Genomic DNA, 23,090 nt, shown 5'->3' with positions numbered 1-23,090 from the left:
GGCAACCGGCGTAAGTTCAGGGAGACATACGTGAAACATTGGTTCAGCAAAAGTGCTTGGCTACTAGCAGGAAGTTTACTCTGCGTACCAGGTGCAATGGCAAACGAATTTAGTGCGAGCTTTAAAGGCACTGATATTCAAGAATTCATCAACATAGTGGGTCGTAACCTCGAAAAGACCATCATTGTTGATCCTTCAGTACGCGGTAAGATCGATGTCCGCAGCTATGACGTACTTAACGAAGAGCAATATTACAGCTTTTTCCTTAATGTCCTTGAAGTATACGGTTACGCAGTCGTAGAGATGGACAATGGGGTACTTAAGGTTATCAAAGCAAAAGACTCAAAAACCTCAGCAATCCCTGTGTTAGGTGATGGCAGCGCGCAAGGCGATAGTGTTATCACTCGAGTTGTCGCGGTGCGTAATGTGTCGGTCCGTGAGTTGTCTCCTCTACTTCGTCAGCTGATTGATAACGCCGGTGCCGGTAACGTGGTTCATTATGATCCAGCGAATATTATCTTGATTACTGGTCGTGCGGCAGTAGTGAATCGCTTAGCAGAGATCATCAAGCGTGTTGACCAAGCCGGCGATAAAGAAATTGAATTGGTGGAGCTGCGTAATGCATCTGCTGCTGAAATGGTACGCATTGTCGAAGCACTGAATAAAAGTGCGAATCAGAAAAGCACGCCAGAGTTCCTTGAACCTAAAATTGTGGCCGATGAACGTACTAACGCGATTTTAATTTCTGGTGATCCAAAAGTAAGAGCCCGCTTGAAACGTTTGATTCGTCAACTTGATGTTGAAATGGCGACAAAAGGTAACAACCGAGTTGTGTACCTGAAAAATGCGAAAGCTGAAGACTTGGTGGATGTATTGAAAGGTGTTTCCGATAACCTGCAAGCTGAAAAGCAAGCCGGTCAGAAAACATCAGGCGCATCGCGTGGTGAGGTCGTCATTGCTGCTCACGCTGCAACTAACTCGTTAGTTTTAACAGCGCCACCAGATATTATGATGGCATTACAAGACGTCATTTCTCAACTCGATATTCGTCGTGCTCAGGTTCTTATTGAAGCGTTAATTGTCGAAATGTCTGAAGGTGATGGTATTAACCTAGGTGTTCAGTGGGGTTCATTAGAAACGGGTGCTGTAATTCAGTACGGTAACTCAGGAGCCCCGATTGGTCAGGTGATGGTTGGTCTAGAAGAAGCAAAAGATCAAACCCGAACTGAATACTATACCAACTCTAATGGCGAACGAACGCCATATGATGTTACTGAATCAGGTGACTACTCTACGCTAGCGTCAGCACTTAGCGGAGTAAATGGTGCGGCAATGAGTATTGTCATGGGTGACTGGACAGCGCTAATTAGTGCTGTTGCTTCTGACTCCAACTCAAACATTCTATCTTCTCCAAGTATCACTGTAATGGATAATGGCGAAGCATCATTTATTGTGGGTGAAGAGGTTCCGGTTATTACGGGCTCTACGGCTGGCTCAAACAACGACAACCCATTCCAAACGGTTGACCGTAAAGAAGTCGGTATCAAACTCAAAGTAGTGCCACAAATTAACGAAGGTGACTCTGTACAGTTAAACATTGAACAAGAAGTTTCCAACGTATTAGGCGCGAACGGTGCGGTTGACGTTCGCTTTGCTAAACGACAGTTAAACACCTCTGTCATGATCCAAGATGGTCAGATGTTGGTTCTTGGTGGTTTGGTCGATGAACGCGCACTTGAAAGTGAGTCTAAAGTGCCGCTATTGGGTGACATTCCGGTACTGGGTCACCTGTTCAAGTCAACTAGCACGCAAACAGAAAAACGTAACTTGATGGTGTTCATCAAGCCGACGATTATTCGCGATGGTGTGACGGCTGACGGTATTACGCAGCGTAAATACAACTTTATTCGCGCAGAACAGCTTTATAAAGCGGATCAAGGGTTGAAGTTGATGGCAGACGAGAAGATCCCGGTTATGCCAGCCTTTGGCCAGGAGCGTCAGCACCCAACAGAGATTCAAGCGTTTATTGATCAAATGGAAAACAACTAATGGTTGATATGTTAGACACAGCGCCAAGTATGCGTCGTCTGCCATTCAGTTTTGCCAACCGCTTTAAACTGGTGCTGGAGACAGAGCATCCTGAGCGTCCACCTATTCTTTACTATGTCGAGCCGCTTAACCCTGCGGCTCTGGTTGAAGTCCGTCGTGTATTAAAGAAAAGCTTCGTACCGCAACCTATCGATAAAGAAGCCTTTGATAAAAAGCTGACCGAAGCATATCAACGCGACTCGTCTGAAGCGCGTCAGTTGATGGAAGATATTGGTGCTGATAGCGATGATTTCTTCTCTTTGGCTGAAGAACTGCCGCATGATGAAGACTTATTAGAATCGGAAGACGATGCGCCAATCATCAAATTGATCAACGCCATGTTGGGCGAAGCGATCAAAGAAGGTGCGTCGGATATTCATATTGAGACGTTCGAGAAAACCCTTTCGATTCGTTTCCGTGTCGATGGCGTATTGCGTGAAGTCCTGACTCCAAGCCGTAAGCTAGCGCCTTTGCTAGTTTCTCGTGTGAAGGTTATGGCTAAACTAGATATCGCAGAAAAGCGTGTGCCTCAAGATGGCCGTATTTCGTTGCGTATCGGTGGTCGTGCGGTGGACGTGCGTGTATCTACGATGCCGTCCTCACATGGTGAGCGCGTGGTAATGCGTTTGTTGGATAAAAACGCGACTCGTCTTGATTTACATAGTTTGGGCATGACACCTTCAGTGCATGACAACTTCCGTCACTTGATTGGCCGCCCTCACGGTATCATCTTGGTGACGGGCCCGACAGGTTCTGGTAAATCCACCACCTTGTACGCTGGCTTGCAAGAGATCAATAGCAACGAACGCAACATTCTAACGGTTGAAGACCCGATCGAATTTGATATTGATGGCATCGGTCAAACTCAGGTGAACCCAAAGGTCGACATGACGTTTGCGCGCGGCTTGCGTGCCATTCTGCGTCAGGACCCGGATGTGGTGATGGTCGGTGAGATCCGTGACTTAGAAACCGCACAAATTGCAGTGCAAGCGTCCTTAACGGGTCACTTGGTAATGTCTACTCTCCACACCAACACCGCAGTGGGTGCGATTACGCGTCTACGTGATATGGGTATTGAGCCATTCCTTATTTCTTCTTCGTTATTAGGGGTGCTAGCGCAGCGCTTAGTTCGAACGCTTTGTCCAAGCTGTAAAGAGCCGTATGAAGCCGATGCGGAACAGAAAAAACTGTTTGGTATGGAAGCGCATGAACCGTTAGAACTGCACCGAGCAAAAGGCTGTGAAGCGTGCAACCAAAAAGGCTACCGAGGTCGAACAGGTATCCACGAGCTCATTATGGTTGATGAGCAAGTGCAAGAGTTGATTCATCGAGAGTCTGGTGAACAAGAAATTGAGAGAGCCGTTCGCGCCCATACGCCAAGTATTCGCAGTGATGGTTTAAGCAAAGTACGTCGTGGTATTACGTCACTTGAAGAAGTGATGCGAGTGACGAAGGAAACCTAATGGCGGCATTTGAGTACAAAGCGCTAGATGCAAAAGGCAAGCATAAAAAAGGCACGATAGAAGGGGACAACGCCCGACAAGTGCGCCAGCGACTCAAAGAGCAAGGGATGATCCCGATTGAAGTGGTCGAGACGAAAGCTAAATCGGCTAAGTCTTCAGGTTCAGTCAGCTTTAAGCGCGGTATCTCAACATCTGAGCTGGCACTCATCACACGGCAATTGTCTACGCTAGTCCAATCAGGAATGCCTTTGGAAGAGTGTTTGCGTGCGGTCTCTGAGCAGGCTGAAAAGCCGAGGATTCGTTCTATGTTGGCTGCGGTTCGCTCGAAAGTAACAGAGGGTTATCCGCTTGCCGACAGTTTTGCCGATTACCCACACGTGTTTGATGAACTGTACCGCTCCATGGTTGCGGCGGGTGAAAAATCAGGTCACCTCGATACCGTATTAGAGCGTTTGGCAGACTATGTCGAAAACCGCCAAAAGATGCGATCTAAATTGCTTCAAGCCATGATTTATCCTGTAGTTTTGGTGGTATTCGCGGTTGTCATCGTTTCGTTCTTATTGGCGACAGTGGTTCCTAAAATCATTGAACCCATCATTCAGATGGGCCAAGAGTTACCTCAATCGACGCAATTTTTACTGGCAGCCAGTGAGTTTGTGCAAGATTGGGGGCTGATTATTTTCGTTGTGCTGGTGGTGCTTTTCTATGGCCTCAAACTGGCGTTGCAAAAGCCAGACTTTCGCTTAGCTTGGGACAGAAAAATCTTGAGCTTACCGCTAATAGGTAAGATCTCTCGAGGTTTGAATACCGCACGATTCGCACGAACGCTTTCGATCTGTACTTCCAGTGCGATTCCAATTCTAGAGGGTATGCGCGTTGCGGTAGATGTTATGTCTAACCGTTATGTGAAGCAGCAAGTGTTGCTTGCAGCGGATAACGTTCGAGAGGGCGCTAGTCTGCGTAAGGCGTTGGACCAAACCCGCTTGTTTCCACCAATGATGCTACACATGATCGCCAGTGGTGAGCAAAGTGGTGAATTAGAGAGCATGTTGACGCGGGCAGCCGATAACCAAGATCAAAACTTTGAATCAACAGTCAATATTGCTCTGGGTGTGTTTACTCCTGCGCTGATTGCATTAATGGCTGGATTAGTGTTGTTCATTGTGATGGCGACCTTGATGCCAATGTTAGAAATGAATAACTTGATGAGCGGATAATTTCGAATTAAGACGTGTCTACTAACGGCATGGCTTTAATCTAACTTTCGGAGAAAAAAATGAAGTTTAAGCGTAGTAAACAACAGGGTTTTACACTTTTAGAAGTGATGGTTGTTGTGGTTATCCTAGGTATTTTGGCAAGTTTTGTTGTTCCAAACCTATTGGGTAACAAAGAGAAGGCTGACCAACAAAAAGCGATTACGGACATTGTCGCGTTGGAAAATGCCTTAGATATGTACAAGTTGGATAACAGCGTTTACCCAACAACGGACCAAGGTCTAGAAGCATTGGTTAGTAAGCCATCTAACCCAGAGCCACGCAACTACCGTGATGGTGGTTACATCAAACGTCTTCCTAATGACCCTTGGGGCAACCAGTACCAATACTTAAGCCCAGGTGATAACGGTACAATCGATATCTTCACTCTAGGCGCAGATGGCCAAGAGGGTGGAGAAGGTCCAGCTGCAGATATTGGCAACTGGAACATGCAAGATTTCCAATAATTGAGCCTAAGCCAGCACTAATGAAACAAATGCGAAAACATAACGGTTTTACATTGATAGAAATTCTATTGGTGCTGGTTTTGCTATCTCTTACGGCTGTGGCCGTGATCTCGACGTTACCGACTAGCCAAAAAGATCTTTCCAAACAGTATGCTCAAAGCTTTTTTCAGCGTTTACAGCTGCTCAATGAAGAAGCGGTGCTGAGCGGTAAAGATTTTGGCGTTCGAGTGGATGATGCCAAATCGACCTACGCTCTACTGAGTTTAACCTCAGAAGGTTGGCAGCCTCTGAAATTAAAGCAGATTCCGAGCAAAACCAAGCTAGAAGAAGATATTACGCTACAACTCGAACTCGGCGGTGGTGCTTGGGATAATGATGAGCGCTTATTCAAACCAGGTTCTCTTTTTGATGAAGACATGTTCGCAGAAGAAGAGGACGAAAAGAAAATTGAGCCACCGCAAGTGTTTATCTTTTCCAGCGCCGAAGTCACGCCATTTACCCTGTCTTTTTTTCCGCAAAATGGTGATGCCTTTAATGACGGTTGGCGAGTCATTGGCAAAGAAAGTGGACAAATTTTGTTATTAGCCCCGGGCGAAGAAGTGAAAGAGGATGAGAATGCGCAATTTTAAGCAAGCTCGCCTAAATTTGAGTCATCGCCGGACGAGAGGCATGACCTTACTGGAAGTATTGGTCGCACTGGCAATTTTCGCCACCGCTGCCATCAGTGTCATTCGCTCCGTGAGCCAGCATATTAATACAATCAGTTATTTAGAAGAAAAAATGTTTGCAGCCATGGTTGTGGATAATCAGATGGCAAATGTGATGTTGAATACCGGAGAACTCAAAGCGAAAAACGGCACAGAAGAGCTGGCAGGACGCACTTGGTTCTGGAAAGTCACGCCAGTCGCCACGACGCAGCCATTGCTGAAAGCATTTGATGTAAGCGTCTCGGTAGAGAAAAGCGCGAGCCCTATAGTAACGGTACGAAGCTATGTGGCGCAATAATAATCCCCGCGCAAATACGCGCCAAAGGGTAAAAGGTTTTACACTTATTGAAGTGTTGGTATCGATTGCCATCTTTGCCAGTTTAAGTGTCGCTGCGTACCAAGTGGTATCGCAAGTACAGCGTAGCAATGCGCTATCACAAGAACGAACCCAACGCTTAAACGAAATTCAGCGTGCCATGGTGATGATGGATAACGATTTTCGTCAAATGGCGATGCGTCAAACGCGTACTAATGGTGAAGAGCCTGCTAGCCGGCTAATTTTTTGGTCCGATTACCTGTTGGACTCCGATACCAAAGGACTGATGTTTGCCCGTTTAGGTTGGCACAACCCTCAGCAGCAGTTCCCTCGTGGAGAAGTAACCAAGGTTGGCTATCGCTTAAAAGAAGAAACACTGCAGCGAGTATGGTGGCGCTATCCTGATACGCCGGTTGGGCAACAAGGTACTGTTACTCCATTGCTAACGCAGGTCGAGTCATTTGATATGCGTTTCTATGATGGTAAGCAATGGAAAAAAGAGTGGGCTGAAGAAAAAGCGCTGCCGAAAGCGGTTTCTGTTGTTCTCACTCTCAAAGACTATGGAGAAATTGCCCGCACTTATCTCACTCCTGATGGCACATTGAGTCAGAAAGATGAAAGTTCAGGAGACAGCAATAATGGTTAACCGTCAACGCGGTGTTGCTTTGATTATAGTGTTGATGTTGCTGGCGATTATGGCGACGGTTGCTGCCAGTATGTCGGAACGTTTGTTCTTGCAGTTTCAGCGAGGCGCTAATCAAATCAATTACCAGCAAGCGTACTGGTACAGCCTTGGCGTCGAGGCGCTAGCAAAAGTGGGTATCGAACAAAGTTATAAAGACACCGACACGATTAATATGAGTCAACCGTGGGCGATAAAAGAGCAAGTCTATCCGTTAGATTATGGTCAAGCGGCGGGACGAATTAGAGACAAGCAAGCGTGCTTTAATCTAAATGTATTGAGTCGTGTGCAACCAACGGGTCAGCAAATTACAAGACCATATTTAGTGAATGTATTGCAGCGCCTATTAGAAGAGTTGGATGTCGAGCCATATCAAGCAGAAATCATTGCAGACTCTACTTGGGAATACATTGATGCTGATGACTCTGTCCGTTCGACTACTGGGGTTGAAGACAGCACATATGAAGCGATGAAACCTTCCTATTTGGCATCAAATGGTTGGATGGCAGATGCTTCCGAGTTACGGGCTGTCTATCAGGTGAGCGGTGAAATTTTCCAAAAATTGGAGCCGCTGGTCTGTGCATTACCAAGTGATGACTGGCGTTTAAACGTGAATACGATTGATGTTGAGCAAGCTCCGATTTTGGTGGCAATGTTCTCACCAAACTTAAGCAGTAGTGATGCGATTCAGCTAATTGAAAAACGCCCATTTGATGGGTGGGATAGCATTGATGAATTTTTAGCAGAGTCAGAAATGGCTGGCTTAAGTGAAGATGTAAAGAAAAACGCCAAAGGCTATTTGGGTGTAGATAGCGCCTTTTTTGAATTGGATGCACAAGTGTTGGTGGATGAATCACGTGTACGTATCCGAAGCCTTTTGCAAAGTACAAATAGAGAAACGGTGACCGTAGTTCGCCGTCGTTTTGGAGGGATCAGTGAGCGAGTTTCTGACCGTTCGGCTGAGTAGCGAACAACAAAGTACCATTCCTTGGGTGGTGTGGTCGACAGATCAACAGGAAGTGATTGCTAGCGGTGAAATCGCCGGGTGGGAACACTTAGATGAATTGGTCTCATATGCTGGTCAGCGCCAAGTTGTGGCGCTGTTGGCGAGTAATGATGTAGTCCTGACGCAAGTGGATATACCACCTGGTGCAACACGCCAATTCGAGGCTATGTTACCGTACTTAGTGGAAGACGAAGTTGCTCAGGACGTTGATGGCCTGCACTTTAGCGTGTTGGGTAAACAAGCGGATAAAGCGCAGATTTGCGCAGTTGAACGTGCTTGGATTCAGACTGTACTGCAACGTTTCTCAAGCCAAGGTATCGCCATTAAACGCATTTTACCCGATGTGCTTGCGTTACCGGTTCGTGGAGATCACAGCAGTGCTGCAATGATTGGCGAGCAATGGCTAATTCGTCACTCTGCGACAGAGGGCGCGGTTGTCGACGCTTCTTGGTTAGACCTTTACCTCTCTTCTTATCTACAAAATCATGAAGGTTGGAAGCTCGATTGCTTTAGCTCGGTCCCGGAATCTGCGTTACCTGAAATATGGGATCCGCAACCAGAAGAAATGACGATGGCTTTACTGGCGAAGGGGGTGACAGAAAGCAAAGTCAATTTGCTGACTGGGATCTTCAAGCCGAAATCTTCTTGGGGTAAATACTGGAAGCTCTGGCAAAAAGCCACCATTGCTGCGGGGGTGCTTATCGTCGTCATGGTTGCGCAGCAGTTGCTCGTGGTCCACAAGTACGAAGCACAAGCTCAAGCGTATCGTGAGGAGAGTGAGCGTATTTTCCGCCAGGTGTTCCCAAATAAACGACGCATTCCTACCGTTAGTTACCTCAAACGACAAATGGATGATGAAGAGCGCCGCTTATCTGGTGGAAGTGGTCAGCAGGCAATGTTGTCATGGTTGGCGGCATTACCCGCGACGCTTGGTCAGGTCAGCGACTTGGAGATCACTAGCTTTAAATACGACGGACAACGTGGCGAAGTACGTATTCAGGCTCGTAGTTCAGACTTCCAACCTTTTGAGCAGGCTCGTGTGAAATTGGCAGAGAAGTTTAATGTTGAGCAAGGTCAGTTGAACCGTAGCGATAACGTTGTGGTTGGCAGCTTTGTTTTGAAGCGTTTGTGAGGTGATGATGAAAAACTTAATTTCTCAAGCTCAGGTTTGGTGGAGCAGCATCTCGCAGCGTGAGCAGCGTTTGGTCATGGGATGTGGCGCTATTGCCGTTATCGGTATTATTTATTGGGGTTTATTACAGCCAATGAGCCAACGTGCGGAGCTAGCTCAGTCACGTATTCAAAGCGAAAAACAGTTGCTAGCTTGGGTACAAGATAAAGCGGATGGCATCACTGTACTGCGAAAAAGCAGCGGTGTGAGCTACTCTAGTCAACCGTTGAATCAGTTGGTTTCTTCTTCAGCTCGTCGTTATAAAGTTGAGTTGATTCGCGTACAACCTCGTAATGAGAGCGTTCAAGTGTGGATCAAACCACTCGCGTTTAATCAACTAGTGGATTGGTTACGTTACTTGAAAGAGCAACAGGGTATTGAAGTCGAATTTTTAGATATCGACCGAACAGAGCAAGCGGGCATGATCGATGTAAACCGCCTTCAGTTTAAGCGAGGTTAAGGTGAAGCGAGCAGTACTTTACGTTGTTATCTTTATCGTCTTTTTTTCAGTCAGTCTTTTAATGGGATTACCAGTCTCTTGGGTGTTACAACAAGCACCAACAGTGAGAGGCCTGGACATTCAAGGAGCCAACGGTTCGGTATGGCAAGGTCAAGCTGCTAGTATTCGTTGGCAGCGCCAGAACCTTGGAGAAGTTAATTGGGATTTCCAATGGTCGAGTCTACTGACAGGTAAAGCTGAGTTTGCTGTGCGCTTTGGTCGTGGTAGTGAAATGGACGTTCGTGGGCGCGGTTTTGTCGGCTATAGCTTAAGTGATGGCCCTTATGCCAAAAACTTAGTTGCCTCGATTCCGGCGGTAAAAGTTGTTGAGCAAGCGCGCCTCCCTGTGCCTGTTGGTGTTGATGGGCAGCTTGAGCTGAATATTCGTCATGCGACTTATGCTGCGCCTTGGTGTAAGAACGGTGAAGGCACTTTAGTATGGAATGCCAGTGGTATTCAAAGCCCCGTTGGCAGCTTAGATCTCGGTCCTGTGATTGCCGATATAAACTGTCAGGATAGTGTATTGACGGCAACTGGTGAGCAGAGCAGCAAACAAGTCTCTGCGGCGTTTTCCGCTGAACTGATGCCTAATCAACGGTACTCAACCAAAGCGTGGTTCAAACCTGGTGCAGAGTTCCCATCCAGCATGGGGGAGCAACTGAAATGGCTGGGTAAGCCGAATGCTCAAGGTCAATATGAGTTTAATTACCAAGGGCGCTTCTAACCTATCGTGACAAAATCCAATATCTTAAAAGAGCTGCTATTGTGCAGCTCTTTTTGCTTTTGGATCATCATAAGCTAAAACCTCTATTCGCTGTACATTCGATCTTGATTGGGAATGAGTGAAAGTTTAAAGCCATGATTTTTAATTGATTTGTTTTCTTTCGTTCAGCTTTACAAGTAATTGGAACATAGTAGGCCAAATACTCCAAGTGCTGTACAGAAGGTCAAAAAGAAAAGGCCACGAAGATATTCGTGGCCTTTCTATTGCTAGAATTTTGTGCTCTAAATTTTACCGATAGGGCGCTTAATCTTTGCGTTGTAAAATCTCATTCCAAGGTAAATCCGCATCACCAAGAACAATAAAGTTCGGGTTTTCTAGTGTTTCCCGCTCGTTATATGACAGCGGTTCTAATTGCGTGCTGAGAATACGTCCGCCAGCTTCTTCAACAATGCATTGTGTCGCAGCGGTGTCCCACTCACCTGTTGGACCTAGTCGGAGATAGCAATCTACCGCCCCTTCCGCGACGAGGCATGCTTTCAATGCCGCAGAACCGAGCGGTATTAAGTCGTAATTCCAGGCGCTGCTCATACGGTTAGTAATACGATTGATGTCTTGGCGACGACTAATAGCAATTGCGATGCTTTGCTCTGGCTGTTCGTGTTTGTGTGTATGGATTTTGACGCTGTCCGACATGTCGGGAATTTTCCAGGCGCCTTTGCCATTATAAGCGTAGTAAGTCACGCCAGATACAGGACCGTAAACGACGCCCATGGTTGGTCGATTGTTGTCGACCAACGCAATAATAGTGGCAAAGTCACCACTGCGAGCGATGAATTCTTGAGTACCATCAAGAGGGTCGACTAACCAATAACGTTCCCACTGAGCGCGTTGCTCTAAGCTTATGTCTGCGTCTTCTTCTGACAACACGGGAATGTCAGGCGTCAGATCACTCAAGCGTTCAGTGATGAACTTGTGAGCTGCAATATCCGCACTTGTTACGGGAGTTTCGTCACTTTTGGTGTAGGCCTCGTATTGCTTCTTTTCATATATTTCGAGGATCATTTGCCCAGCACTGCGGGCAATCTCGATGACTTGAGGAAGTAGGTGAGATAGATCTTTTGTCATTGGCATAAGTGATAGTCCTTACTCACAGTGTTATTCGGTTCTAATGACCGTTATTGGTTATGCTTGTGAGTGGTGTTTGGTAAGTGTTTCAGTGCCAACATTAGCGCTGTGATGCTTCGTGCTTCACAGAAATCCATGTGAGTTAATAACTCTTCGGCTTGCGCAAGTGGCCAACGCACAATTTCCAGTGGTTCAGGCTCATCGCCTTCTTGCTTCTCTGGATAAAGCGCCTGTCCTAAAAATAGAGTCATTTTGCTCGAAAAGTAAGATGGCGCGAGGATAACTTGTTTCAACGGGGTTAACTGATTACAGCCAAAGCCGATTTCTTCTTTTAACTCACGATCCGCAGCTTGGTGTGGTGTTTCTCCTGGGTCAATCAGCCCTTTTGGGAAACCTAGCTCGTAACGTTCAGTTCCAGCGGCGTATTCACGCACCAGTAATAAATCGCCTTGTTCTGTTACAGGGACTACCATTACAGCATCTCGTCCACTTGGCTTCATACGCTCATAAGTACGGTGCTCACCATTGGAAAAACGAAGGTCGAGCGCTTCCACAGCAAACAGTTTGGATTTTGCAACCGTCTGGCATGAGAGTATCTCTGGTGGGGTTCGTTTCGGCATGACGCTGGCTCCTTGGTGTCGTTGGCGTTTACGAGATGCGTAAGATTCTTAATATATGAGAACTCCGCCTGAGTTTCTAGCGGATTTTACGAGTCGAGCTAAGCATCTCAGCATCACCTCAGTATCGATACAAAAATGGGAGACCGAAGCCTCCCACTTTCTGACAGTGTTTACTCTTAGTAGTAAGAGTGATCACCACGGTCATGTTCTGTAGCATCACGAACTGCGGTTAGTTCACCAATGAACTGGTTTAGCAGTTCTTTCTCGATGCCTTCTTTTAGTGTTACGTCAACCATAGAACAGCCATTACAACCGCCACCAAATGCAACAATCGCAACACCGTCTTCAGTGATCTCAACCAAGTTTACGTGACCACCGTGGCCAGCAAGCTGTGGGTTCACTTGAGTTTGGATAACGTACTCAACGCGCTCAACCAGTGGTGCGTCGTCCGCAACTTTACGCATTTTAGCGTTAGGTGCTTTTAGCGTTAGCTGAGAGCCCATTTTATCGGTAACAAAATCGATTTCAGCGTCTTCAAGGAATGGCAGGCTCAGCTCATCCACGTAAGCTGAAAAACCGCTGTAAGAGAGTTCAGTGTCGGTCGATTCTACTGCTTCTGGTGGGCAGTAAGACACGCCACACTCAGCGTTTTGTGTACCTGGGTTCACAACGAAAATACGAATGTTAGTGCCTTCAGGTTGTTGACCTAAAAGGTTAGCGAAATGCGTTTGCGCAGTTTCTGTAATAGTAATATTTGACACGACGAATACCCGAGTAAATTTGTAGGTTACTGCTGCTATTCTACTCTTGTTGACGTATGGGTCTAGTCTTTTTGATGCTAAGGCATGGCGAAGCGATCTAGAGAGAACGAGGAGCAGGTGTTCTGCAGATGCAGTAAATATCGATGCTTTCTACGCCAACTTCAAGTAGTAAATGACATAATTGTCGTACGGTACTGCCTGTGGTGACTACATCATCGACGATGGCAACATGGGAAGAGTGAGGTTGCTTATTGAGAATAAACGCGCCTTTTAAGTTTTGTTCACGGCTTGTTTTGGTATTACCACGCTGTGATTGGGCGAGCTTTACTCGACGAAAGACCTTCGCATCAAAATTAGTCTGCAATTGCTTGGCGAGGTGTCGGGCTAAAACATCACTTTGATTAAAACCCCGGCGCAGGTAACGCTGCCAGTGCAATGGCACACTGGTAATGATTGGAGCTGGCGTGGTGATGCGCTGTGCCAGTTGCTCGGTTAATGCTTTTACATGCCAAGACTCTCCGTGATCTTTAAAGCGTTGTACTTCCCGTGAAAGGGGAAAGTCGTAATCGCCTAACGTGTATAGCCTTTGCCATGGCGGTGGCTCTGAAAGACATTCACCACAAATACTATCCGTACTCATTTCTTCTTTCTGTAATGATAAACCGCAGCGTTGACATCGTTTTACCGGAGTTAGGTATTTTAAACAGTGCTCGCACCAGCGCAGAGTATTTGTGTGGCTTGGTGTTTGAATAGGGAACCGACACAGGCCGCATTGACTGCTCAATACGCGATGCATGATGTTTTGCCAGTGATGAGATAACATAGCGTTTATTCATGGTGATATTTTACTCAGCCTAACGCTTGGCTGAAGCCGTAGGGAATAAAATAAGTGGGAGAGATTGAGAGCATGAGCACGAAATTACACTGGCAGTCATTTGGTCAGGGACCAGATTTGGTGTTACTTCATGGTTGGGGCATGAATGGTGCGGTATGGCAGCAGACAGTCGAGTCTCTTCAACCTTATTTCCGAGTTCATGTGGTTGACCTTCCGGGGTACGGACATAGCGCCGAATCTCATGCTGAAGATTTAGACCATATTGCTAACTTGGTGGTGCAAGGTGCGCCAGAGAAAGCGATTTGGCTTGGTTGGTCCCTCGGAGGTTTAGTGGCGACGCATGTGGCATTAAATATGCCCGAGCGCGTGGCTAAGTTGATTACGGTTGCCAGCTCACCAAAATTTGCCGCAGAAAAACCGTGGCGTGGCATTCAACCGAATGTACTGAGTGCGTTCACCTCTCAGTTGCTAGAAGATTTCTCACTGACCATTGAGCGCTTTATGGCGTTGCAAGCGATGGGCAGCCCATCAGCGCGTAAAGACGTTAAACAGCTCAAGCAAGCGGTACTATCGCGCCCTCAGCCAAACCCTGAATCGCTGTTGGTTGGGCTAAACATCCTTGCTGATGTGGATCTGCGCGATGCGTTGACGTCTCTTTCTGTTCCAATGTTGCGTCTTTATGGCCGTTTAGATGGGTTGGTGCCAATTAAAGTAGCTAACGATTTAAGTGAACAGTTGCCTCATACCCAGCAGTTTGTTTTTAATCAGTCCTCTCATGCGCCTTTTATCACCGAACATGACGAATTTTGTGTTCAAATCCGAGAGTTTGCTCACGATTGAGCAAGTACGAGCGGAAATACCTCAAGTTGTTTAAAAAGTGGTCGATATAAAGGCTGGTGAGGTTTTATTAGCCAATAAAGCTAAGCCATATTGACGAGTTGGGCGACTCTGAGGAGGGTTCGCAATGATTGTGTCACCGACCAACGTAAGTGTGCCACTGATCGCCCCATCCGTGAATGTGCAGACGGAACAAGCAGCTCGCGACAATAAAGTCCGAGAGCCTGTAACGCCAACGGTCGCATTGGCCAAAACCAATGCAGAGCGAAAAGTAAAAGGTGATGACAAGCGCCGACGTCAGTCTTCTTGGGATCCTTCAGAGCATCCTGATTATGATATGGCAACGGAAGTCGACACGCGTTATCAAGAAGAGCCGGAAGATACACTAGAACGGCTTTTTAGTTTGCTTGCGCTCAAATCGTATAGTGAAGACCAGGGGAAAGGCTACGCGATCCGCTTTCGCTTACCAAAGCGCATTTTGGATGCTGCGATCAATGAAGGATTAATGGAAAAGCGCAGGAAGGTGATCAAGTTTCATTATGGTCATGCAGTCGCTCCCCATACCCCGTCAGAAGTGATAGCAGTATTATGACGACTCAATATCCTACTCAAACAAAAACGCTCCAAGCAGGTTGACTGATTGGAGCGTTTTCTTTTTAGTTATGAAAGCTCGTTAGCGGTGAAGCCTAGGTAAGGTTACTTTTTCGCTTTAGCAAACGCCGCCGCAAACGCACCGCCCATCGCGCTGTTCGATGATGAGTCATCACGGCGAGGCTGACGACGCTGCTGTTGGTCATTACGACGCGGCGCTGCTGATGAGCGTTGGCTGCGGTTGTCTTGACCCGGTTCGTCGTTCATACGCATCGATAGACCAATACGCTTACGCTGCACGTCAACTTCCATCACTTTCACTTTGACGATGTCGCCCGCTTTCACCACTTCACGTGGGTCAGACACATAACGATCTGTCAGTGCAGAAATATGCACAAGACCATCTTGGTGAACGCCGATATCAACGAAGGCACCGAAGTTGGCTACGTTAGACACCACGCCTTCTAGAATCATGCCCGGTTCCAAGTCAGATACCGAGTTTACACCTTCTGCAAAGGTCGCCGTTTTGAATTCTGGACGTGGGTCACGACCCGGCTTGTCTAACTCTTTGATGATGTCTGTAATGGTTGGAACGCCGAAGTTATCGTCGGTGTAATCGACCGCATGCAGACCTTTAAGGAAGCTTGAATCACCAATCAGTGCTTTGATGTCTTTGTTGTTCTTCTCAGAAATCGCTTTGACCACTGGGTACGCTTCTGGGTGAACCGCAGACGCATCAAGTGGGTTCTTACCATCCATAATACGCAGGAAGCCCGCACACTGCTCGAACGCCTTAGGACCTAAACGAGGTACTTTCTTCAAGGTTGTACGTGCTTCGAAGCGGCCGTTCTCATCGCGGAAGTCGACAATGTTCTGCGCGATGGTGCTTGATAAGCCTGCTACGCGCGTCAGTAGCGCCGCAGAAGCAGTGTTCACATCAACACCAACCGCGTTTACACAGTCTTCCACAATCGCATCTAGGCGTTTTGCCAACATAGATTGGCTTACATCGTGCTGGTATTGACCCACACCAATAGATTTCGGATCAATTTTCACGAGTTCAGCCAATGGATCTTGCAAACGACGTGCAATCGACACTGCACCACGCAGTGATACGTCCATATTCGGGAACTCTTTTGCTGCAAGCTCAGACGCGGAGTAAACCGAAGCCCCCGCTTCACTTACGATGATCTTCTGAACTTTCAGGTTGCCACGTTTGATGACGTCTGCGACAAAGCTGTCGGTTTCACGTGAAGCCGTACCGTTACCAATCGCAATCAAATCCACATTGTACTTACGCACCAACTGATCAACGATTTGTGCTGACTTGTCGTATTGTTTTTGTGGTGGGTGAGGGTAGATGGTTTCGGTTGCAAGCACTTTACCTGTTGAGTCGACAACCGCGATTTTTGAACCTGTACGCAGACCCGGATCGAGGCCAAGTGTTGCACGAGGGCCAGCCGGTGCTGCCATCAACAAGTCTTTTAGGTTAGTGGCGAATACTTCAATCGCTTCGATTTCAGCGCGCTCTTTCATTGCGCCCATTAGCTCGGTTTCCATGTGCATCGATACTTTGATGCGCCATGCCCAGCTGATCACTTGCTTACGCCAGGTATCCGCCGGTGCGCTGCTTAGCGTTACGCCATAATGGTCGGCGATAATCGTTTCGCAGTAAGACTGACGAGCGCCTTCTTCCTGTTCTGGATCAGCGTTCATCGCCAATGTCAGGAAGCCTTCGTTACGGCCGCGTAGCATCGCCAGTGCGCGGTGCGATGGCACTTTGCTTAGGGGCTCGTTGTGGTTGAAGTAATCTTTAAACTTCTCGCCTTCTTGCTCTTTGCCTTCAACGACTCGTGAAACCAGTTCCGCATTGCGATTTAAGTGGTTGCGAATTTTTTCCAGTAAGTTTGCGTCTTCTGCGATGCGCTCCATGATGATCGCGCGAGCGCCATCCAATGCAGCTTTGGTGTCTGCGATGCCTTTGTCTGCATCAAGGTATTTGCTTGCTTCGCTTTCTGGCTCGGTTTGTGGATGATTCCAAAGTTGATCTGCGAGTGGCTCAAGACCAGCCTCAATCGCGATCTGACCTTTCGTACGACGCTTGGGTTTGTAAGGTAGGTATAAGTCTTCAAGACGAGTTTTGCTGTCTGCCTGCGCGATCTCTTGTTCTAGCTCTGGCGTCAGTTTGCCTTGCTCTTGGATTGATTTGAGGATGGTTTGACGGCGATCATCCATTTCACGAAGGTAAGACAGACGGCTGTCCAAAGTACGCAGCTGGGTATCATCAAGGCCCCCCGTCACCTCTTTGCGGTAACGTGCAATAAAAGGGACAGTGTTGCCATCATCAATTAGGGTGACAGCGGCGTTGACTTGCTCTGGGCGAACATTCAGTTCTTGAGCAATCATGCGACAGATAGCTTGGCTCATCCGTGTTTTCTCTTTTAATTCGGTTTGGGTTGTATAGAACATTGGGGTCATTCGAAGAATTTGCAATGTTTTAAATTAACGAGGCAAAAATTTACCGGGCGCTGGTGGACATCAGTCAGATTTATGTCAAAACTGTAATTAAATTGAGAACTTATATCCGCAGTTATCGACTAACCTAATTCCACGGTTGTTGATATCACTAAATGTACCTCGGCTTATACGGATAATCATGATGAAAAAAATGTCTTTGGCGTTAGCGCTTACGAGTGCCTTACTTGTCGCCCCGCTTAATTGGGCGCAATCTATCTCAGGAACCACACAAGCTCCCGTTTATCAGCTCGATAACAAATTGGTACTAGGGCGTGTGGAGAGCGTCTACTACAGTGACATTCCGGAACTAAAAGCGGTGCCATTTATTGGCAAGATTGATACTGGTGCAGATACGACATCGATGCATGCGGAGAATATCCATGTCAGTAGCTCACACCCAGATTACCAAGATTTGAAAGATAACGAGTTACTTTGGGCGATTGTCGATGACTTAGGTGGTACGAAGGCAAAGTGGGACGCCGACAGCTTTAAGCCATATCAAGTAAAGGTTAGCTTTACGGTTCCTCACCCTTATACAGGGAAGGAAATACAGATTACCGATGATCTGGAAAGAGTGAGCGCGATTCGCAGCCGAACAAGCAAAAAGCCCATCCTACGCCCGACAATAAAAATGCCGATGACAATCGCTGGTCACACCGTTGATACGGAAGTGAACCTGACCAAGCGTACGCAATTCTCTTCTCCTATCTTGATTGGTAAAACCTATCTCGATGATAACGCATGGGTCTTCGCTGGTTACGATTACCTTCAAGAACAGCCACGCGCAAAAATGATTGGCAAAAAAGAGACGGTTGAAGTCGAAGGTGTGCCATATAAGATCAGCATCTCAACTTCTAGCCGTTATACCAACGTCCATGCACTGGACATCAAGGTAGACAAAAAGCATAACGAAGTCTCTTTTATGTTAGAGGGCGAGAATGGCAAGCGTCATCCAATGACATTACCCTTGGTACGAATGCTGAAAACGACCAAAAGCGAGCGCCCTTTAGTCTATTTACCCGTCAAAGTCGGCGAAAATGAAACTCAACGTTGGTTGGTGTATCTGCGTGATCGCAGTAAGTTCAGTTCGCAAATTCGCTTAGGTCGGGACGTCGCGAGTCAGCACTTTGTTATTGATACGGACAGAGAAAATCTACTGGGTGGCGTAGAAAAAACGTTCAAAAGCTCGCTCAAATCAAAACCTCTTGTCGTTTCACCAGAAGAACAGGTCACCATTGATGGTTATACCGTCCCTGCTTACCCCACTTTTACTGTGAAAACGCCATTACTGCGTGTAAATGGGTTTGAAGTAACAGAAAAAGGTAAGGATGAGTCCGTCACGTTTTATTTAATGAACGATGAGGGGAAAGAAGAAAAAATCACCAAACCAGTGTTGAAAAAGCTCAAGGTTGGCAGCGCGGTGCGCCCTGTTGTTGAAGGAGACTTTCTTCTCGGTAGGAAAGACACATCAATGAAGTTTGCGCTCGATGTGCTTGATGAGGGTGACACTCAACCCTTTTTCGTCTTTGGTCATGACATAGCCAAGGGTGGTGTGTTGCTGAACACTCGCGCAGACCATCTACTAGATGCAAGGCCACTTTTCAAAGCTGGCCACATCGAAGTGGCGGAAGTTGAGGGGATGTCTTTCCCTGTGAAGTTAGACACGGGTGCAGATGTAAGCTCAATCAATGCTAAGAACATCAAGCAGTTTAAGAAAGACGGCAAAGACATGGTGAGCTTTACCTATGAGAACGATCTTGGCATGAAACAGGCGTTTACTAAGCCTGTTGTTGATGTCATGCGTATTAAAGCGAAGAAAGGTGAGAAAGCGAACGTACGCCCTGTGGTTGAAATGCATGTTAAGCTTGGCGAATTAGAGAAGAAGATCCGAGTCAACTTACAGGACCGAGGTCGCTTCCATTACAGCATGATTTTAGGTAAAAACTTCCTAAAACATGGCGCGGTTGTTTCGAGTGATACGAATTACATCGTGACGCAAAAACCGGATTACGAAAAGTAACACTCTGGCCGCCTTATCACCTTGATACCCAAAGCCTGAACAACATTGGATCTTTGGGTATATCATCTCCTTAATGCTGCCAAAGAGCAGCATTTTTTAGTTGAGATAGGAGTTAATTTGAAAACTAAGCTGATTACACGAGAAGGTTACAACAAACTCAAACAAGAGCATGATTACCTTTGGAATGAAAAGCGTCCGGAAATCACCAAGATCGTCACTTGGGCTGCGAGCCTGGGCGATCGCTCAGAAAATGCGGATTACACCTTCAATAAACGTTTACTCCGTCAGATCGACCGTCGTGTCCGCTTCCTTCGTAAATTCCTGCCAGAAGTCACGATCGTTGACTATTCTCCGCAACAAGAAGGCAAAGTCTTTTTTGGTGCATGGGTGGAAATAGAAAATGAGGCAGGAGAAGTGAAAAAGTTTCGTATTGTCGGGCCTGAAGAGATTTATGGCGATGCGAAAGACTACATCTCTATCGATTCACCTATGGCGCGAGCGATGTTGAAAAAACAAGTGGATGAAGAGTTCACGGTACGCACCCCAGAAGGTGAAAAAGAGTGGTTCATCAACTCAATTGAATACACTCAACCGGCCTCGGAAGACTGAGGCTTTATCACCGATTCAAGTCTCATGAAGTTCACTAGAAGTGACTTGGGTCTCAACGTCAGAATATTTGGTATAAAGGCATGGTGCCTTTCTCGGAGAAGTAAAATGAACAAAGCAGTCATGTGTAGTGCTGCACTAACAATAGGTTTCTCACTTTCAGTTTTTGCTCAAGATGAAGTGAAAGGCTGTGACGCTAAAGAGTTAGCGGTAGAGCAGCAGCTTGAGTATGCAAAAGCGCAAGGTAATGAGCATCGCATTAAAGGCTTGGAGCAAGCACTTTCCGCTATCCAGAATGAATGCTCGGAAGGTGAGCTGCGCCAAGAGCTGCAAGCAGAAGTGGAAGAAAAGACTAAAGAAGTTGAGGAGCGAGAGGAAGAATTAGTCGAAGCTCAGCATTCAGGGAAAGCAGACAAAATTGAGAAAAAACGTCACAAGCTGGCTGAGGCACAGCAAGAGCTGCTTGAGGCCAAACGTGAACTGGAATGGAATTATGGTCAATAGTAGGTGCTGAAAATACCTGCTAGAGAGAGAATAAAGCGCTTAAGATAAAAAGAGTAACAATTTGCTTGAGCACGTTAGGAAAAACAGTGATACATTTTCGACAATAGACGCTTCTGAAAGGATGTTTCAATGCAAGAAAATCATAAAATTTTAGTGGTTGATGACGATGCTCGTTTACGTGCTCTATTGGAGCGTTACCTTTCTGAGCAAGGTTTTCAGGTACGAAGTGTCGCCAATGGCGAACAGATGGATCGCCTACTAACGCGCGAAAACTTTCACTTAATGGTGCTGGACCTAATGTTGCCAGGTGAAGACGGTTTGTCAATTTGTCGTCGTCTACGCCACGCGAACAATATGTTGCCAATCTTAATGCTCACCGCGAAAGGTGATGAAGTGGACCGCATCGTAGGTCTTGAGGTAGGGGCGGATGATTATTTGCCAAAACCGTTTAACCCACGCGAATTATTGGCTCGCATCAAGGCCGTATTACGACGCCAAACCGTAGAGTTGCCGGGTGCACCAAGCACGGAAGAAAAAGTGGTGGAGTTCGGGGAATTCCGGCTCAATCTAGGCACTCGCGAGATGTTCCGCGGTGATGAGGCAATGCCACTCACCTCTGGAGAGTTTGCTGTTCTAAAGGCGCTCGTGATGAATGCACGTGAGCCAATGTCACGAGACAAATTGATGAACATGGCGCGTGGCCGTGAATATTCTGCAATGGAACGTTCTATTGACGTACAAATCTCACGTTTACGTCGCATGTTAGAAGACGATCCGAGCAAGCCGCGCTACATTCAAACCGTATGGGGCCTAGGTTATGTTTTCGTCCCAGACGGCAAAGAGGTGTAACCTCTTCACTCCATAGCCAGCACTTGGCTATAGCAACTTCAGCCTTCATTACCTTCCCTTTGAAGGCTGAAATTTCGCGATTAGGACCACTAGGAACGTTCCATGCGCATCCGAAGTTCACTGACACAATCTATTCTGCTGTTCATCTCTTTGCTTCTCGCGAGCCAAGTTTTCTCTTACTACGCCGTTTTTAACTACGCGTTGATGCCGAGTTTGCAGCAGTTCAATAAAATTCTCGCCCATGAGCTCAATTTGGTGCTTGATAATGAAGGACCTTTAAAGTCTGATGCACCGTTAAGGCGTCAATTATTAGAAAGATTAGGGGTGACGGTTCACAGCCTTGACAGCGATAAGGCGATTGAATTTCATCACGCAATGTCGATTGATTTGATGTCTGAAGAAATGAGCCAAGAGCTGGGTTCGCCTACAGAAGTACGCTTATTGCTTGGCGATGAAAGTTACATTTTGTGGATGCACATCGAAAAGTTGCCGAACTCCATCATTCGTATTCCGTTATCTGAGCTGCAAGAAGAAGATTTTGCCCCGCTGTTTCGTAACAGTTTGATTATGGCGCTGCTGATCATTGCTGGTGGTTGGTTGTTTATTCGTTTGCAAAACCGTCCACTTTTGGCTTTAGAGAGAGCCGCGAAAGACGTCGGTCGAGGTGAGATCCCGCCCCCCTTAGCAGAGAAAGGCGCATCGGAGATTCGCTCTGTAACTCGAGCCTTTAATCAAATGTCGAAAGGTATTCAAGAGCTAGAAGAAGACCGAGCCTTATTAATGGCGGGGATTAGCCATGACTTACGAACGCCTCTGACGCGTATTCGCCTAGCGACAGAAATGATGTCTCCTGAGGACAGCTATCTTGCGGAGGGGATCATTAGCGATACGGAAGAATGTAATGAGATCATCAGTCAGTTTATGGATTATCTCAAACCGGTGAACCAAGAATCGTTTGAAGCGGTTGATATCAGTACGATTGCCAGTGACGTCGCCAGTTCTGAAGGTGGTTATGAGGTTGAAATTGAAACAGATCTTAATCTTAACTTGCCGCCAGCCAAAGGAAGCGCGATTGCGATTAAGCGGGCGATCAGTAACTTAGTTGTGAATGCGCTACGTTATGGCAATGGCTGGGTCAAAATCAGCACTGGTGTGACAGCAGATAAGCAGCTAGTGTGGATTTCAGTAGAGGACAACGGACCGGGTATCGAGCATTCTCAAATCGCGAGGTTATTTGAACCCTTTACGCGTGGTGACACCGCTCGCGGTAGTGAAGGCACTGGGCTAGGGTTGGCGATTGTGAAGCGTATAATCAGCCAACATTCAGGTTCTGTGGTGATGCGTAATCGCAGTGAAGGCGGTTTAATCGCTCAAATCAGCTTTCCTACCAAGTAAGTCGATGGCCTGCACCCTTTAAACAAAAAGCCCAACCTAAATAGGTTGGGCTTT

At 46.8% G+C, this 23,090-nt stretch carries 23 protein-coding genes; 18 read left to right on the top strand and 5 right to left on the bottom strand.

Annotated features, from left to right (window positions below):
- The first annotated feature begins 30 nt into the window (after positions 1-30).
- Genes gspD through R7O03_RS08080 form a run of 11 tightly spaced genes read left to right on the top strand, consistent with a single transcriptional unit; the run spans position 31 to position 10,376 of the window.
- Positions 31-2,049, top strand: coding sequence for a type II secretion system secretin GspD (gspD, locus tag R7O03_RS08130; protein ID WP_005379295.1), 2,019 nt, complete (start codon positions 31-33; stop codon positions 2,047-2,049).
- A complete protein-coding gene (gspE, locus tag R7O03_RS08125; protein WP_005379296.1) occupies positions 2,049-3,551 on the top strand; it encodes a type II secretion system ATPase GspE in 1,503 nt (500 codons plus the stop codon). Before gspD ends, gspE begins: the two co-directional genes overlap by 1 nt.
- Positions 3,551-4,768 carry a type II secretion system inner membrane protein GspF gene (gspF, locus tag R7O03_RS08120; RefSeq protein WP_033905910.1) on the top strand — a complete coding sequence of 406 codons (1,218 nt, stop codon included), beginning with the start codon at positions 3,551-3,553 and terminating at the stop codon, positions 4,766-4,768. Before gspE ends, gspF begins: the two co-directional genes overlap by 1 nt.
- A gap of 59 nt (positions 4,769-4,827) precedes the next feature.
- Positions 4,828-5,271, top strand: a complete 444-nt coding sequence (gspG, locus tag R7O03_RS08115; protein ID WP_005379298.1) for a type II secretion system major pseudopilin GspG — start codon at positions 4,828-4,830, stop codon at positions 5,269-5,271.
- Positions 5,272-5,300: 29 nt separating this feature from the next.
- Positions 5,301-5,900, top strand: coding sequence for a prepilin-type N-terminal cleavage/methylation domain-containing protein (locus R7O03_RS08110; protein WP_017635010.1), 600 nt, complete (start codon positions 5,301-5,303; stop codon positions 5,898-5,900).
- Positions 5,887-6,276 carry a type II secretion system minor pseudopilin GspI gene (gspI, locus tag R7O03_RS08105; RefSeq protein ID WP_170960382.1) on the top strand — a complete coding sequence of 130 codons (390 nt, stop codon included), beginning with the start codon at positions 5,887-5,889 and terminating at the stop codon, positions 6,274-6,276. Before R7O03_RS08110 ends, gspI begins: the two co-directional genes overlap by 14 nt.
- Positions 6,263-6,940: a type II secretion system minor pseudopilin GspJ gene (gene gspJ, locus R7O03_RS08100; RefSeq protein WP_104975742.1), complete on the top strand. Its 678-nt coding sequence runs from the start codon at positions 6,263-6,265 to the stop codon at positions 6,938-6,940. The genes gspI and gspJ overlap by 14 nt, the downstream gene beginning before the upstream one ends.
- On the top strand, positions 6,933-7,943 hold the full coding sequence (gene gspK, locus R7O03_RS08095; protein ID WP_005379302.1) for a type II secretion system minor pseudopilin GspK: 1,011 nt from the start codon (positions 6,933-6,935) through the stop codon (positions 7,941-7,943). The genes gspJ and gspK overlap by 8 nt, the downstream gene beginning before the upstream one ends.
- Positions 7,912-9,114: a type II secretion system protein GspL gene (gspL, locus tag R7O03_RS08090; RefSeq protein WP_165401605.1), complete on the top strand. Its 1,203-nt coding sequence runs from the start codon at positions 7,912-7,914 to the stop codon at positions 9,112-9,114. The genes gspK and gspL overlap by 32 nt, the downstream gene beginning before the upstream one ends.
- 7 nt (positions 9,115-9,121) lie before the next feature.
- Entirely contained in the window at positions 9,122-9,613 is a 492-nt protein-coding gene (locus R7O03_RS08085) for a type II secretion system protein M (protein WP_318131655.1), read from the top strand.
- 1 nt (position 9,614) lies between these two features.
- Positions 9,615-10,376: a type II secretion system protein N gene (locus R7O03_RS08080; protein WP_017635007.1), complete on the top strand. Its 762-nt coding sequence runs from the start codon at positions 9,615-9,617 to the stop codon at positions 10,374-10,376.
- 303 nt (positions 10,377-10,679) lie between these two features.
- On the opposite strand, the gene cysQ is transcribed toward R7O03_RS08080, so the two are convergent.
- The 4 genes from cysQ to R7O03_RS08060 all read right to left on the bottom strand — a co-directional run bounded on the left by cysQ (position 10,680) and on the right by R7O03_RS08060 (position 13,705).
- On the bottom strand, positions 10,680-11,507 hold the full coding sequence (cysQ, locus tag R7O03_RS08075; protein WP_005379308.1) for a 3'(2'),5'-bisphosphate nucleotidase CysQ: 828 nt from the start codon (positions 11,505-11,507) through the stop codon (positions 10,680-10,682).
- Positions 11,508-11,551: 44 nt separating this feature from the next.
- Positions 11,552-12,121: an ADP compounds hydrolase NudE gene (gene nudE / locus R7O03_RS08070; protein ID WP_005379309.1), complete on the bottom strand. Its 570-nt coding sequence runs from the start codon at positions 12,119-12,121 to the stop codon at positions 11,552-11,554.
- Between the two features lie 176 nt (positions 12,122-12,297).
- A complete protein-coding gene (gene nfuA, locus R7O03_RS08065; RefSeq protein WP_005379313.1) occupies positions 12,298-12,882 on the bottom strand; it encodes a Fe-S biogenesis protein NfuA in 585 nt (194 codons plus the stop codon).
- Positions 12,883-12,979: 97 nt separating this feature from the next.
- The gene (locus tag R7O03_RS08060) at positions 12,980-13,705 is read right to left on the bottom strand and encodes an amidophosphoribosyltransferase (protein WP_025998648.1); all 726 of its coding nucleotides are present in this window, start codon (positions 13,703-13,705) and stop codon (positions 12,980-12,982) included.
- A gap of 84 nt (positions 13,706-13,789) precedes the next feature.
- Here R7O03_RS08060 and bioH point away from each other — a divergent pair, with 84 nt between their 5' ends.
- Entirely contained in the window at positions 13,790-14,557 is a 768-nt protein-coding gene (gene bioH / locus R7O03_RS08055) for a pimeloyl-ACP methyl ester esterase BioH (protein WP_005384724.1), read from the top strand.
- 124 nt (positions 14,558-14,681) lie between these two features.
- Complete coding sequence (locus R7O03_RS08050; protein ID WP_318131654.1) at positions 14,682-15,146, top strand: ATP-dependent Lon protease; 465 nt, start codon at positions 14,682-14,684, stop codon at positions 15,144-15,146.
- 104 nt (positions 15,147-15,250) lie between these two features.
- Here R7O03_RS08050 and R7O03_RS08045 read toward each other — a convergent pair whose 3' ends face one another.
- A complete protein-coding gene (locus R7O03_RS08045) occupies positions 15,251-17,572 on the bottom strand; it encodes a Tex family protein (protein ID WP_318131653.1) in 2,322 nt (773 codons plus the stop codon).
- A gap of 229 nt (positions 17,573-17,801) precedes the next feature.
- Between R7O03_RS08045 and R7O03_RS08040 the strand changes: the two genes are divergently transcribed.
- From R7O03_RS08040 to envZ, 5 genes are all read left to right on the top strand, one after another.
- Entirely contained in the window at positions 17,802-19,682 is a 1,881-nt protein-coding gene (locus R7O03_RS08040; RefSeq protein WP_318131652.1) for an ATP-dependent zinc protease, read from the top strand.
- A 117-nt stretch (positions 19,683-19,799) separates the two neighbouring features.
- Entirely contained in the window at positions 19,800-20,291 is a 492-nt protein-coding gene (gene greB / locus R7O03_RS08035) for a transcription elongation factor GreB (protein ID WP_005379321.1), read from the top strand.
- A gap of 105 nt (positions 20,292-20,396) precedes the next feature.
- Complete coding sequence (locus R7O03_RS08030) at positions 20,397-20,792, top strand: DUF1090 domain-containing protein (protein WP_017635004.1); 396 nt, start codon at positions 20,397-20,399, stop codon at positions 20,790-20,792.
- Positions 20,793-20,921: 129 nt separating this feature from the next.
- Entirely contained in the window at positions 20,922-21,641 is a 720-nt protein-coding gene (ompR, locus tag R7O03_RS08025; RefSeq protein WP_005379333.1) for a two-component system response regulator OmpR, read from the top strand.
- 102 nt (positions 21,642-21,743) lie between these two features.
- On the top strand, positions 21,744-23,036 hold the full coding sequence (gene envZ / locus R7O03_RS08020) for a two-component system sensor histidine kinase EnvZ (protein ID WP_318131651.1): 1,293 nt from the start codon (positions 21,744-21,746) through the stop codon (positions 23,034-23,036).
- Positions 23,037-23,090: the final 54 nt, after the last annotated feature.

Origin of the sequence: Vibrio sp. Vb2960 (genome assembly GCF_033337665.1) — a bacterium.
GTDB classification, from domain to species: domain Bacteria; phylum Pseudomonadota; class Gammaproteobacteria; order Enterobacterales; family Vibrionaceae; genus Vibrio; species Vibrio alginolyticus.
This window is presented reverse-complemented; position numbering and strand designations above follow the sequence as displayed.

Bases quoted from the DNA above. Each gene is read 5' to 3' on its own strand.
- envZ (WP_318131651.1), top strand. From the start codon at position 21,744: ATGCGCATCCGAAGTTCACTGACACAATCTATTCTGCTGTTCATCTCT.
- ompR (WP_005379333.1), top strand. From the start codon at position 20,922: ATGCAAGAAAATCATAAAATTTTAGTGGTTGATGACGATGCTCGTTTA.
- gspF (WP_033905910.1), top strand. From the start codon at position 3,551: ATGGCGGCATTTGAGTACAAAGCGCTAGATGCAAAAGGCAAGCATAAA.
- R7O03_RS08045 (WP_318131653.1), bottom strand. From the start codon at position 17,572: ATGAGCCAAGCTATCTGTCGCATGATTGCTCAAGAACTGAATGTTCGC.
- gspI (WP_170960382.1), top strand. From the start codon at position 5,887: ATGCGCAATTTTAAGCAAGCTCGCCTAAATTTGAGTCATCGCCGGACG.
- cysQ (WP_005379308.1), bottom strand. From the start codon at position 11,507: ATGCCAATGACAAAAGATCTATCTCACCTACTTCCTCAAGTCATCGAG.
- R7O03_RS08110 (WP_017635010.1), top strand. From the start codon at position 5,301: ATGCGAAAACATAACGGTTTTACATTGATAGAAATTCTATTGGTGCTG.
- R7O03_RS08060 (WP_025998648.1), bottom strand. From the start codon at position 13,705: ATGTTATCTCATCACTGGCAAAACATCATGCATCGCGTATTGAGCAGT.
- gspK (WP_005379302.1), top strand. From the start codon at position 6,933: ATGGTTAACCGTCAACGCGGTGTTGCTTTGATTATAGTGTTGATGTTG.
- R7O03_RS08050 (WP_318131654.1), top strand. From the start codon at position 14,682: ATGATTGTGTCACCGACCAACGTAAGTGTGCCACTGATCGCCCCATCC.
- nudE (WP_005379309.1), bottom strand. From the start codon at position 12,121: ATGCCGAAACGAACCCCACCAGAGATACTCTCATGCCAGACGGTTGCA.
- R7O03_RS08040 (WP_318131652.1), top strand. From the start codon at position 17,802: ATGATGAAAAAAATGTCTTTGGCGTTAGCGCTTACGAGTGCCTTACTT.
- R7O03_RS08030 (WP_017635004.1), top strand. From the start codon at position 20,397: ATGAACAAAGCAGTCATGTGTAGTGCTGCACTAACAATAGGTTTCTCA.
- gspG (WP_005379298.1), top strand. From the start codon at position 4,828: ATGAAGTTTAAGCGTAGTAAACAACAGGGTTTTACACTTTTAGAAGTG.
- R7O03_RS08085 (WP_318131655.1), top strand. From the start codon at position 9,122: ATGAAAAACTTAATTTCTCAAGCTCAGGTTTGGTGGAGCAGCATCTCG.
- gspE (WP_005379296.1), top strand. From the start codon at position 2,049: ATGGTTGATATGTTAGACACAGCGCCAAGTATGCGTCGTCTGCCATTC.
- bioH (WP_005384724.1), top strand. From the start codon at position 13,790: ATGAGCACGAAATTACACTGGCAGTCATTTGGTCAGGGACCAGATTTG.
- gspJ (WP_104975742.1), top strand. From the start codon at position 6,263: ATGTGGCGCAATAATAATCCCCGCGCAAATACGCGCCAAAGGGTAAAA.